At 74.2% G+C, this 11,489-nt stretch carries 9 protein-coding genes, 1 tRNA gene and 1 pseudogene; 6 read left to right on the plus strand and 5 right to left on the minus strand.

What is annotated here, in order from left to right; translation table 11 throughout:
* The first annotated feature begins 168 nt into the window (after positions 1 to 168).
* Positions 169 to 242 (plus strand) — tRNA-Ala (locus tag GTW67_RS10620).
* A gap of 89 nt (positions 243 to 331) precedes the next feature.
* Here the strand turns inward: GTW67_RS10620 and GTW67_RS10625 are convergent.
* The 3 genes from GTW67_RS10625 to GTW67_RS10635 all read right to left on the minus strand — a co-directional run bounded on the left by GTW67_RS10625 (position 332) and on the right by GTW67_RS10635 (position 4,161).
* Positions 332 to 2,788, minus strand: a complete 2,457-nt coding sequence (locus tag GTW67_RS10625; RefSeq protein ID WP_161164551.1) for an FtsX-like permease family protein — start codon at positions 2,786 to 2,788, stop codon at positions 332 to 334.
* Entirely contained in the window at positions 2,782 to 3,549 is a 768-nt protein-coding gene (locus GTW67_RS10630; protein WP_161164558.1) for an ABC transporter ATP-binding protein, read from the minus strand. The genes GTW67_RS10625 and GTW67_RS10630 overlap by 7 nt, the downstream gene beginning before the upstream one ends.
* A gap of 126 nt (positions 3,550 to 3,675) precedes the next feature.
* A complete protein-coding gene (locus GTW67_RS10635) occupies positions 3,676 to 4,161 on the minus strand; it encodes a GNAT family N-acetyltransferase (RefSeq protein WP_161164552.1) in 486 nt (161 codons plus the stop codon).
* Positions 4,162 to 4,229: 68 nt separating this feature from the next.
* Here GTW67_RS10635 and GTW67_RS10640 point away from each other — a divergent pair, with 68 nt between their 5' ends.
* Positions 4,230 to 5,033, plus strand: coding sequence for an exodeoxyribonuclease III (locus tag GTW67_RS10640; protein WP_161164553.1), 804 nt, complete (start codon positions 4,230 to 4,232; stop codon positions 5,031 to 5,033).
* On the opposite strand, the gene GTW67_RS10645 is transcribed toward GTW67_RS10640, so the two are convergent.
* Entirely contained in the window at positions 5,021 to 5,659 is a 639-nt protein-coding gene (locus tag GTW67_RS10645; protein ID WP_161164559.1) for a MerR family transcriptional regulator, read from the minus strand. The genes GTW67_RS10640 and GTW67_RS10645 overlap by 13 nt on opposite strands.
* 187 nt (positions 5,660 to 5,846) lie before the next feature.
* Between GTW67_RS10645 and GTW67_RS10650 the strand changes: the two genes are divergently transcribed.
* The 4 genes from GTW67_RS10650 (at position 5,847) to GTW67_RS10665 (ending at position 9,503) form a co-directional block, all read left to right on the plus strand.
* On the plus strand, positions 5,847 to 7,376 hold the full coding sequence (locus GTW67_RS10650; protein ID WP_161164554.1) for a flavin-containing monooxygenase: 1,530 nt from the start codon (positions 5,847 to 5,849) through the stop codon (positions 7,374 to 7,376).
* Positions 7,373 to 8,323, plus strand: a complete 951-nt coding sequence (locus tag GTW67_RS10655) for an alpha/beta fold hydrolase (RefSeq protein ID WP_161164555.1) — start codon at positions 7,373 to 7,375, stop codon at positions 8,321 to 8,323. The genes GTW67_RS10650 and GTW67_RS10655 overlap by 4 nt, the downstream gene beginning before the upstream one ends.
* Positions 8,320 to 9,213, plus strand: coding sequence for an SDR family oxidoreductase (locus GTW67_RS10660; protein WP_161164556.1), 894 nt, complete (start codon positions 8,320 to 8,322; stop codon positions 9,211 to 9,213). The genes GTW67_RS10655 and GTW67_RS10660 overlap by 4 nt, the downstream gene beginning before the upstream one ends.
* 86 nt (positions 9,214 to 9,299) lie before the next feature.
* A complete protein-coding gene (locus tag GTW67_RS10665) occupies positions 9,300 to 9,503 on the plus strand; it encodes a hypothetical protein (protein ID WP_161164557.1) in 204 nt (67 codons plus the stop codon).
* Between the two features lie 79 nt (positions 9,504 to 9,582).
* Here GTW67_RS10665 and GTW67_RS10670 read toward each other — a convergent pair.
* Positions 9,583 to 11,457, minus strand: a pseudogene (locus GTW67_RS10670) (S41 family peptidase); the annotation flags it as partial.
* Between the last annotated feature and the right edge of the window lie 32 nt (positions 11,458 to 11,489).

The raw sequence follows: 11,489 nt of genomic DNA on the forward strand, positions 1-11,489 counted from the left end.
GCCCGCCGCGCCCGGGGGCGGGGCCGCACACCCCTGTTCGACCAGTACGAGGACGGCGACCGCCCCCGCGCGGCCAACGAGTAGCGCGCCGGCCCCCGACCCCGGCCGGCCTCCGGGAAGGGATTTTTGAGCAGGCCGATCGGGGTGCTAAAGTTTCACTCGTTGCAAGGGCCTGTGGCGCAGTCCGGTAGCGCACCTCGTTCGCATCGAGGGGGCCAGGGGTTCAAATCCCCTCAGGTCCACGCATCATGAAGCCCCAGTCAGGGATTCCTGACTGGGGCTTCATCGTGTTCCCGGGAGGTGCCGGGGACGGGGCCTGGCGCCCCGGTCCTCAGCCCGCCGCGCGGACTGACATCCCCTCAGCCGCCCCGCGCCGCAGCGCGAGTGCCGCCGGGAGCGTCGCCGCGGCCACGGCGACCAGCGCACACGCGCCCGCCACCGCGCCCAGCTCCGGCCAGGGCAGCGCGAGCGGGGAGGCCGGCGCCGACAGCAGGGCCAGGGCGCCCCGCATCCCGCACAGGTTCAGGGCCGCCACCACGAGGCCCAGCACGGTGCCGACCGCCACCACCGTCAGCGACTCCGCCGCCACCAGCCGCAGCACCTGCCCCCGGGTGGCCCCCGCCAGCCGCAGGGTGCCCAGGTCCCGCAGCCGGTCGGAGGTCGCCATGACGAGGGTGGCCGCCAGCGAGATCCCCGCGTACAGCAGGGCGATCCCCAGCACCAGCAGGAAGCCCGCCCGGGACATGCCGTCCGTCCCCGGCGCCGTCGCGTCCAGCCACGCCGCCCGGGTCAGCACCCGACCGCCCGAGGACCGCACCGCCTCCCGCAGCCCGGCCGCCACGGCCCCCTCGTCCGCGCCCGGCGCCACCGTCACCTCCACCCGGTCGACGGCCGCACCCCGCGCGTTCGCCGGGGTGACGTACGCCCCGTTGTCGCCGGTGCCGACCGGCATCACCGCCGCGATCCGCAGCGAACGCCGGGTGCCGTCACCGAGCCGCACCGTCACCCGCTGCCCCACGGTGTGCCGCTCCCACTCCTCGTTGACGACGATCGAGTCGTCGTCGAGGCCGCTGATCCGGCCGTCCGTCAGCGGGATCCGCGCGGTCGCCGCCAGCGCCGCCGGGTCGGCCGCACGCGCCTCGGAGCGGACCAGGGCCACGTCCTCCTCCACGACGTACACGGCGGTCGGCGCGGTCGCCGAGACGGCCGCCGTACCGGGCACCGCGCGCAGCCGCCGCACCGCGTCCGGGCCGAGACCGCCGTCGGCCGTCACCACCAGGTCGGCCACCGTCCGCTGACGCGCCTCGGCCGCCCGCGCCCCGTCCAGCGTCGCCGTCGCCCCGAGCAGCGAGCCGGTCAGCGCCACCGTCACCAGCACCGGCGCCGCGACGGACGCCGTGCGCCGGACGGACGCGGCGGCGTTCTCCCGCACCAGCATCCCGGCCGCGCCCGGCAGCCGCGCCGGCAGCCAGGCCAGCAGCCGGACCAGCGGGCGCACCGGCAGCGGGGCCAGCAGTGCCACCGCCGCGATCAGCAGCATCGGCCGGCTCACGTACGTCTTGCGGTGCAGCAGGTCGCCCGGGTCGGTCAGCAGCGCCAGGACCAGCGTCACGGCCGCCGTCAGCAGCAGGGCCGCACCGCACACCAGACGGCCCCGGGTCAGCGTCCCCGTGTCCACCGACGCCTCCCGCAGCGCCTCGGCCGGCCCGGTCCGCCCCGCCCGCCACGATGCCGCCACCACCCCGCACAGGGCCACCAGCAGCCCCGTCCAGAAGGCCAGGTGGTACGGCCACACCTCATCGCCGATCGCGAACCAGTCCGGCGCCAGACCCTCCCCGACCACCCACGCCGCCAGCCGCGGGGCCGCGTACGCGCCCAGCGCGCAGCCCGTCGCCGAGGCGAGGACCCCGACCAGCAGCGCCTCGGCGGCCACCAGCCGGCGCACCTGGCCCGGCGTCGCACCCGCCGTGCGCAGCAGCCCGAACTCCCGGCGCCGCTGCGCCACCGTGAACGAGAACGTCGACGCCACCACGAACACCGACACGAACCCGGCCACCCCGCCCGCCGTCCCGAACAGGGCGTTCAGCGCCGTCACCGCCTCCCGGTCGCGGTCCGCACCGGCGTCCGCGAGGCGCCGCGCCGCACCGGTCAGGACCTGGGCGTCGTCCCCCACGACCCGCCGCACGTCCGCCGGGTCCGCGTGCACCACGAGCTGCGTGCTCGCCGGCGAGATCCGCGCCGCGCGGGCGTCCGTGAAGAAGACGGCGCGCTCGAAGCCGCGGTCCTCGGTCGTGCCGACGACGCGCACGGTGCCGTAGGACGTGCGCAGCCGCTCGCCCACGGACGCCCAGCCGCCCGTGACGACCACCTCACCGGCGGCCCCGGGCGCGTGCCCGGTGCTCAGCCCGTACGGGGCGAAGGCCGCCGTCGACCACGGGTGGCCCACCACACCGCCGGGCCCGCCCGCCACCCGCACGGGGAAGGCGCGGTCCTCGGTGACCTGGGCCAGTGCGCGCAGCGCCGCCACCGTGCGGGCCGGCACCGGGCGGGGACGGGCCAGCGGCCGCGTCTCGACACCGTTCGCGGTGGTCACGCGGAAGGTGTCCTGCCCCCGCACCACGACGGGCGCCGCCGCGAAGCGTTCCGGGGCGTGCTCGGGGGCGTCCGAGGCGGAGGCCAGGGCCAGGCCCATCACGCAGAGCAGGGCGACACCGAGCGCCAGGGCGACGAAGCTGCCGGCGAAGGCGGTCCAGCGGACGCGCAGGGTGCGCAGGGCGACGCTCAGCACGGCACGGCCTCCTGCTCCGCGGCCTCCAGCGTGGCCATCCGCGCCGCGATCTCCCCGGCCCCGGCGCCCGCCAGCTCGCCGTGCACCCGGCCGTCGACCAGGAACACGACCCGGTCCGCGTACGAGGCGGCCAGCGGGTCGTGGGTCACCATCACCACCGTGCGGCCGTCGTCGTCGACCATGCCCCGCAGCAGGGCCAGCACCTCGCGGCCCGTCCGCGAGTCGAGCGCCCCGGTCGGCTCGTCGCCGAACAGCACCTCGGGCCGGGTGATCAGCGCCCGGGCCAGCGCGACGCGCTGCTGCTGGCCGCCGGACAGCTCGGACGGCCGGTGCCGGGCGCGCCCACCGAGCCCGACCCGCCGCAGCACCTCCCGCACCTCGGCCCCGCGCGGGCGCCGACCGGCCAGACGCAGCGGCAGGGCGACGTTCTGCTCGGCGGTCAGGGACGGCAGCAGGTTGAACGCCTGGAACACGAACCCGATCCGCTCCCGGCGCAGCAGCGTCAGCCGCCGCTCGCTCAGCGCGGTCAGCTCCGTCCCCCCGAGCCGCACCGAGCCCGAGGTGGGCCGGTCCAGGCCCGCCGCGCACTGGAGCAGCGTCGACTTGCCCGAGCCGGAGGGGCCCATGACGGCGGTGAAGGTGCCCGCCGGGAAGGCGAGCGACACCCCGTCGAGGGCGGTCACCCGGCTCTCGCCCGCCCCGTACCTTCTGCTGACGGAACGCAGTTCGACCGCGCCGCTTCCGTTGTCCGCGATGCCCATGTCTGCCGCTGCCCCCACTCGTCCGGTGTCCGTGGGGTCCACGAAACCGCGCGGGGGCCCTCCGGGTCAGTGCGGCAGGGGCGAGACCTGGGGTAGGGCCAGGCCTACCCTCCCCGGTCTACGGTTCTACGGTGTCTGGAGGGCCTTCGCGTAGCAGAGGCTCTCCTCGTGGAAGCGGTAGTAGCCGAACTTCTCGCAGGGCTCGTAGCCGCTGGAGAGGTACAGGGCGACGGCCTCCGGCTGCTTGGTGCCGGTCTCCAGGACCATCCGGGTCCGGCCGGCCGCGCGGGCGTCCTCCTCCAGGGCGGCCAGGATGCGGCGGGCCAGCCCCCGGCCGCGTACCTGCTCGATCACGAACATCCGCTTGAGCTCGGCGTCCCCGTCGCGGTTGCCCTCGCCGTTGGCGTCCTGACAGCGCCAGCCGCCGGAGGCGACCGGGACGTCGTTCTCGTCGTACGCGACCAGGTAGAGGCCGTTCGGCGGCGCGAAGTCCGCGGCGTCGAGCTGCGTGGCGTCGCCGCCGTCGCCGTAGCGCAGGTCGTACTCGGCCTGGACCTCGTCGTTCAGCTTCACGGCGTCGGGGTGGTCGAACGCGACCCGGCGTATGTTCATGCTTCCTACCGTATATAGATGCGCAATCCGGAGACGGACAACGTCCAGTGTGCCGGTATCGTGCCGGGGTGCTCACCGTGACCTCTGCAAATGTGAACGGTCTGCGCGCCGCCGCGAAGAAGGGCTTCGTGGAATGGCTCGCGGACACCTCCGCCGACGTGCTGTGCCTCCAGGAGGTGCGGGCCGAGCCCCAGCAGCTCCCCGAGCACGTCCGCACCCCCGACGGCTGGCACGTGACGCACGCCCCCGCCGCCGCCAAGGGCCGCGCCGGCGTCTCCCTCTACACGCGCCGCGAGCCCGACGCCGTACGGGTCGGCTTCGGCTCGGCGGAGTTCGACACCAGCGGCCGGTACATCGAGGCCGACCTGCCCGGTGTGACGATCGCCTCCCTCTACCTGCCCTCCGGCGAGGTCGGCACCGAGCGCCAGGACGAGAAGGTCCGCTTCATGGGTGAGTTCCTCGCCCACCTCAAGGGCCTGCGCGAGCGCGCCGCCGCCGAGGGCCGCGAGGTCGTGGTCTGCGGCGACTGGAACATCGCGCACCGCGAGGCCGACCTGAAGAACTGGCGCGCCAACAAGAAGAACTCCGGGTTCCTCCCGGAGGAACGGGAGTGGCTGAGCCGCGTCCTCGACCCGTCCGACGGCGGCTACGTCGACGTCGTCCGCGCCCTGCACCCGGACGCCGAGGGACCGTACTCGTGGTGGTCGTACCGGGGGCGGGCCTTCGACAACGATTCAGGTTGGCGCATCGACTACCACGTGGCGACGCCGGGGCTGGCCGCGCGGGCGGTCAAGGGGTACGTCGAGCGGGCCGCCACGCACGCCGAGCGCTGGTCGGACCACGCGCCGGTGACCGTCGTCTACGAGCGCTGACCCTCGTCCGGCCCGCTCCGCAGCCGGCGGTCCAGGGCCAGGGACAGTTCTGCCTCGACCACGCTGCGGGCCAGGGGGCGCAGGCGGGAGAGGTCCTCGGTGCCGGCGTGGCGGAGGATCAGGTCGGCGAAGAGTTCGGCGAGGGCGTCGGCGTGGTCGCGGACGCGCTTGCCGGCGTCCAGGACCTCGGCGAGCGGTATGCCCTCGCGGACCAGGGCGGAGGAGACCTCCAGCAGGCGGTGGCTGATGTGGACGAGTTCGTCGCCGTCGGTGCCGAGGTAGCCCAGCTCCATCGCGGCGGCCAGGTTCTCCGGGGTGACCTGGCCCTCGAAGCGGGCGGCGAGTTCCTCGGGGGTGAGGCGGACCGGGGTCTCCTCGGTGGGTTCGCCGATGCCGAGCAGGTCGCCGACGTCGCGGCCGTGGTCGAAGGCGTCGGCGAGTTCGGCGATGCCGCTGAGGGTGTGGCCGCGTTCCAGGAGGGCGGCGATGGTGCGCAGGCGGGCCAGGTGGTGGTCGTCGTACCAGGCGATGCGGCCCTCGCGGCGGGGCGGCGGGATCAGTTTGCGCTCGCGGTAGAAGCGCAGGGTGCGCACCGGGATGCCGGCCAGCCGGGCCAGTTCCTCCATGCGGTACTCGCGCGGGCCTGCGGGTCGTCCAGCGTCTCCAGCGTCTTCTGCCACGCCGGAAGCCTATGTCGTACCGTCGGTAACTTTCCTTGGCGTGCCCCCTACCCATCGGTACGGAGCTGTTCTACTCTCCCCATTGCGCCAGTGTTCACTGGCAGAGTTCTAGGCGATGCGTGGAGGCTTCGGGATGGCCGAGCACGAGCAGGTTCAAGAACACGTGCGGGTGGCGGTGATCGGGTCGGGCTTCGGCGGGCTGGGAGCCGCCGTGCGGCTGCGGCGCGAGGGGATCACCGACTTCGTCGTCCTCGAGAGGTCCGACAGCGTCGGCGGCACCTGGCGGGACAACAGCTACCCGGGATGCGCCTGCGACGTGCCGTCCCACCTGTACTCCTTCTCCTTCGCGCCCAATCCCGAGTGGCCGCGCACCTTCTCCGGGCAGCAGCACATCCGGGCCTACCTGGAGCACGTGGCCGACACCTTCGGGCTGCGCCCCCACCTCCGCTTCGACTCGGAGGTGAAGCGGATGGCGTGGGACGCCGAGCGGCTGCGGTGGGAGATCGAGACGGCGAGCGGCAACCTCACCGCCGACGTCATCGTCTCCGCGACCGGCCCGCTGTCCGACCCCAAGCTCCCGGACGTCCCCGGCCTCGACACCTTCCCCGGCAAGGTCTTCCACTCGGCCCGCTGGGACCACGACTACGACCTCACCGGCAAGCGGGTCGCCATGATCGGCACCGGCGCCTCCGCCATCCAGATCGTGCCGTCCATCCAGCCGCAGGTCGGCCGCCTCACCCTCTTCCAGCGCACCCCGGCCTGGGTGATGCCCCGCATGGACCGGGCGATCAGCGGCGCCGAGCGCGCCCTGCACCGGGCGCTGCCGGTCACCACCAAGCTGCGCCGCGGCCTGCTGTGGGGCATCCGGGAACTCCAGGTGCAGGCCTTCACCAAGCGCCCCAACGAGCTGGGTTTCGTCGAGCAGATCGCCAAGCGCAACATGGCCGCCGCGATCAAGGACCCGGCCCTGCGCGCCAAGCTCACCCCCGACTACCGCATCGGCTGCAAGCGGATCCTGCTGTCCAGCACGTACTACCCGGCGCTCGCCCGGCCGAATGTCGACGTGGTAGCGAGCGGTCTCAGCGAGGTCCGCGGCAGCACCCTCGTCGGCGCCGACGGCAGCGAGGCCGAGGTCGACGCGATCATCTTCGGCACCGGCTTCCACGTCACGGACATGCCGGTCGCCGAGCGGGTCGTGGGCGCGGACGGGCGGACCCTCGCCGAGACCTGGAAGGGCGGCATGGAGGCCCTGCGCGGCGCCACCGCGGCCGGGTTCCCCAACTTCATGACGGTCATCGGGCCCAACACCGGCCTCGGCAACTCGTCCATGATCCTCATGATCGAGTCGCAGCTGAACTACATGGCCGACTACCTGCGCCAGCTGAACGTCCTCGGCGGCAAGGTCGCCCTCGACGCCCGCTCCACCGCCGTGCGGGGCTGGAACCACCGGGTGCAGGAGCGCATGAAGCGCACGGTGTGGAACACCGGCGGCTGCACCAGCTGGTACCTGGACCCGAGCGGCCGCAACACCACCATCTGGCCCGGCACGACCGCCGAGTTCCGGCGCGCGACCCGGCGGGTGGACCTCGCCGAGTACGAGGTGCTGCGCGCCCCGGCCGCCCGTAAGGCCCCGTCCTCCGAGAGTGCGGAGGTGACCGCGTGAGCCGCCTCCCGCACGTCGCCTCCGGCCCCTACGCCCCGCCCGTCGCGGCCCGCGTGCTGACCGTCACCTCCGCCGACGGCGCCCGGCTGCACGTCGAGGTGCACGGCCCCGAGGACGCGCCCGCCGTCGTCCTCTCCCACGGCTGGACCTGCTCGACCGCCTTCTGGGCGGCGCAGATCCGCGCCCTGTCCGCCGACCACCGGGTCATCGCCTACGACCAGCGCGGCCACGGCCGCAGTCCGGCGAGCCGGGTGTGCGCCACCGACGCCCTCGCCGACGACCTGGAAGCCGTGCTGAAGGCCACGCTCGCGCCGGGCGAACAGGCCGTGATCGCCGGGCACTCCATGGGCGGGATGACCGTCCTGGCCGCGGCCGCGCGGCCGGCGCTGCACGAGCACGCCGCGGCCGTCCTGCTGTGCAGCACCGGCAGTTCACGGCTGGTGGCGTCCGCGACCGTGCTGCCGCTGCGGGAGGGCCGGGTGCGCACCTGGCTGACCCGGCGCGTCCTCGGCTCCCGGGCCCCGCTCGGACCGGTCACGCCCCTCGCGCTGAGGATCCTCAAGTACGGGACGATGGGCCCCGGTTCGGCCGCGCACATGGTCGAGGCGTGCGCCCGTATCGTGCACGCCTGCCCGCGCGGAGCGCGCCACGCCTGGTCGCGGGTGCTCGACCTGCTCGATCTCGACCACGGTGTACGGCAGTTGACGATGCCGGTCGAGGTGGTCGTCGGGACCGCGGACCGGCTGACCCCGCCCGTGCACGCCCGCGCGCTGGCCGCCGGACTGCCCCACTGCGTCGGCCTGACGGAGCTTCCGGGGCTCGGGCACATGACCCCGGTGGAGGCGCCGGACCTGGTCACCGGGAAGATCCGCGCGCTCGTCGCCGCCCACATATCCGCAGCGTCCGCGCCGAAGGCGGACGCCGTACACGCCGAGGAGAGCGCATGAGCAGGGTGAGCCTGGAAGGACGCGTCGCCGTCGTCACCGGGGCGGCGCGGGGCGTCGGGGAGCTGCTGGCCCGCAAGCTCTCCGCGCGCGGGGTGAAGGTGGCCCTGGTCGGGCTGGAGCCGGACGGGCTCAAGCAGGTCGCCGCGCGCCTGCACACCGAGAGCGAGGTGTGGCACGCCGACGTCACCGACCACGAGGTGATGGCCCGGGTCGCCGGCGAGGTCAAGGAGCGGTTCGGCAAGGTCGACATCGTGGTCGCCAACGCCGGTGTGGCCACGGGCGGTCCGTTCGTCGACTCCGACCCGGAGTCCTGGCGCCGCGTCATCGAGGTCAACCTGATCGGCTCGGCGGTGACGGCCCGCGCCTTCCTGCCGGTGCTGATGGAGAGCCGCGGCTATCTGCTCCAGATCGCGTCCCTGGCCGCCATCACGCCCGCGCCGATGATGACCGCCTACTGCGCCTCCAAGTCCGGCGTGGAGGCGTACGCGCACAGCCTGCGCGCCGAGGTCGGCCACCGGGGTGTGGGGGTCGGCGTCGGCTACCTGTCCTGGACCGACACCGACATGGTGCGCGGCGCCGACCAGGACGACGTCATGCGGGAGCTGCGGCAGCGGCTGCCGTGGCCGTCGAACAAGACGTATCCGCTGGGCCCGGCGGTGGACCGGATCGTGGAGGGCATCGAACGCCGGTCGAGCCACGTCTACGGGCAGTGGTGGCTGCGCGGCATGCAGGGCGTGCGCGGATACCTGCCGTCCGTCATCGGCACCGTCGGCCAGCGCGAGATGCGGCGCTTCTCGGACCGGCTGAACGGCATGCGCACGGGGCTCGTCGGGGCGGGCGGAGCGGCCGACGAACAGCACCGGACGACCTCGGCTACGGTCCGTCACTGATCGACATGCGCAGGGTCACCGCCCGTGTGAATCTGATCGGGCCCGGCCGATCCGGCCGGCCCGAAAGACCACAGGAGTGAACCCACATGGGTATCAAGGACCAGTTCCAGGACAAGGCCGAGCGCATGCAGCAGCAGGGCAAGCAGCGCGCCGAGCAGGGCAAGCAGCGGGCCGACCAGGCCAAGGACCAGATGCACAACCGCGACCGCCGTCGCGACGAGGACGAGCTGGACCCGTCCTCGCGCCGCCGCGACGCGGACGAGCGGTTCGAGGAGAGCTACGACGCCTGACGCGTAGCCACTGAGCCCGGGGAGGCGCCCTCCGTCGCACGGAGGGCGCCTTCGCGCGTACCCCGCCCCGGCGTTGGGGTCAGTCGCGCGGCGGCAGCGGCGGCCGGGACCGGTCCGGTACGGCGTCGTAGCCGGGCGGTGAGGTCGGCGGGTCGGCCTCCAGCAGCTCCAGCGCGAGCCGCACCGCCTCGTCCAGCACCGGGTAGCGCCCCTCCGCCCAGTCCAGCGGGGTGCGCAGCGCCTCCACGTCGGGGGCGACGCCGTAGTTCTCCACGGACCAGCCGTACGCGTCGAACCAGGCCGCGTTCATCGGCACCGTGATCACCGTGCCGTCGCCCAGGCGGTGCCGGCCGGTCATGCCGACCACCCCGCCCCAGGTGCGCTGCCCGACCACCGGGCCGAGCCGCAGCAGCTTGAAGGCGGCGGTGATCATGTCGCCGTCGGAGGACGTCGCCTCGTCCGCGAGCCCCACCACCGGCCCGCGCGGGGCGTTGGACGTGTACGACACCGGCTGGGCGTCGCGCGTCAGGTCCCAGCCGAGGATCGTGCGGGTCAGCTTCTCGATGACCAGCTCGCTGATGTGCCCGCCCGCGTTGCCGCGCACGTCCACGATCAGCGCGGGCCGCGACACCTCCATGCGCAGGTCGCGGTTGAACTGCGCCCAGCCGGAACCGCCCATGTCGGGGATGTGCAGATAGCCGCAGCGTCCGTCGCTGAGCCGCCGTACCACCTCGCGGCGTTTGGAGACCCAGTCCTGGTAGCGCAGCGGGCGCTCGTCGATCAGCGGGACGACGGCGACCCGGCGGGCGGGGCCCGGGGCGTCCCCGGCCGGTGCGAAGGTGAGCTCCACGGTCGTGGCGCCCGCGCCGGCGAGCAGCGGGGAGGGGCCCGCCACCGGGTCGACGGGGCGGCCGTCCACGTGGGTGAGGGCGGCGCCCTCGCGGATGCCCGTGCCGGCCAGCGGGGAGCGGGCCTTGGAGTCGGAGGAGTCGCCGGGCAGGATCCGCTTGACGATCCAGCGGCCGTCCCGGCACACGAAGTTGGCGCCCAGCAGGCCCTGCCAGCGCTGGTAGTGCGCCGGGCCCTCGTTGCGGCGGGCGGCGGCGACGTAGGCGTGCGAGGTGCCCAGTTCGCCGAGGACCTCGCGCAGCAGGTCGGCGAACTCGTCCGGGGAGGCGACCCGTTCGACCAGCGGACGGTACTGCGCCAGCACCGCGTCCCAGTCGATGCCGCACATGCCGGGGTCCCAGAAGTAGGCGCGGGTCAGGCGGCCCGCCTCCTCGTAGGCCTGGCGCCACTCGGCGGGCGGGTCGACCTCGTGCAGGATGCGGCGCAGGTCGATCCAGGTGGTCGAGTCCCCGTCGCCGGCCTCGGTCGCCGGTACGGCGCGCAGGTCGCCCTCGTCGAGCACGACCAGCCGGCTGCCGTCGCCGCTGACCCGGAACCAGTCGAGGTGGTTGACCAGTTCGGACTTCTTCGCCTTGGCGAGACTGAAGTGCTCCAGCGTGGGGCGCTCGCTCGGGTCGTCGGGGTTGGCGAAGGTCTCGCCGAGCGCGCCCGAGATCGGCCAGCGCAGCCAGACCAGGCCGCCGCCCGCGACCGGGTGCAGCGCCGAGTACTTGGACGCGGTGACCGGGAAGGGCGTCACCCGTGCCTCAAGTCCCTCCGCCTCCACGGTGACCGGGCCGCCCTCGCCCCGCTCGTCCTCCAGCGGGTCGAGACCGCCGGCGGCCGGGCGGCCCTCCGGGTTGAGCGCGAACGGCGAGGGGGTCGCCGACGACAGCGGCACCAGGTAGGGGCGGCAGCCCAGCGGGAAGGACAGGTCGCCGGTGTGCACGTCGTACACCGGGTCGAAGCCGCGCCAGGACAGGAACGCGAGGTAGCGGCCGTCGCTGGTGAAGACCGGGTTCTCGTCCTCGAAGCGGCCGTTGGTCACGTCGACGACGACGGGTCCGTCCGCGCCGTCGATGCGGGCCATCTAGATCG

The sequence above is a fragment of the Streptomyces sp. SID5910 genome (genome assembly GCF_009862125.1).
In the GTDB taxonomy this organism is placed as follows: domain Bacteria; phylum Actinomycetota; class Actinomycetes; order Streptomycetales; family Streptomycetaceae; genus Streptomyces.

Coding starts and splice junctions, on each gene's coding strand:
- GTW67_RS10645 (WP_161164559.1), bottom strand. CDS start 5,659: ATGGAGGAACTGGCCCGGCTGGCCGGCATCCCGGTGCGCACCCTGCGC.
- GTW67_RS10665 (WP_161164557.1), top strand. CDS start 9,300: ATGGGTATCAAGGACCAGTTCCAGGACAAGGCCGAGCGCATGCAGCAG.
- GTW67_RS10635 (WP_161164552.1), bottom strand. CDS start 4,161: ATGAACATACGCCGGGTCGCGTTCGACCACCCCGACGCCGTGAAGCTG.
- GTW67_RS10630 (WP_161164558.1), bottom strand. CDS start 3,549: ATGGGCATCGCGGACAACGGAAGCGGCGCGGTCGAACTGCGTTCCGTC.
- GTW67_RS10660 (WP_161164556.1), top strand. CDS start 8,320: ATGAGCAGGGTGAGCCTGGAAGGACGCGTCGCCGTCGTCACCGGGGCG.
- GTW67_RS10650 (WP_161164554.1), top strand. CDS start 5,847: ATGGCCGAGCACGAGCAGGTTCAAGAACACGTGCGGGTGGCGGTGATC.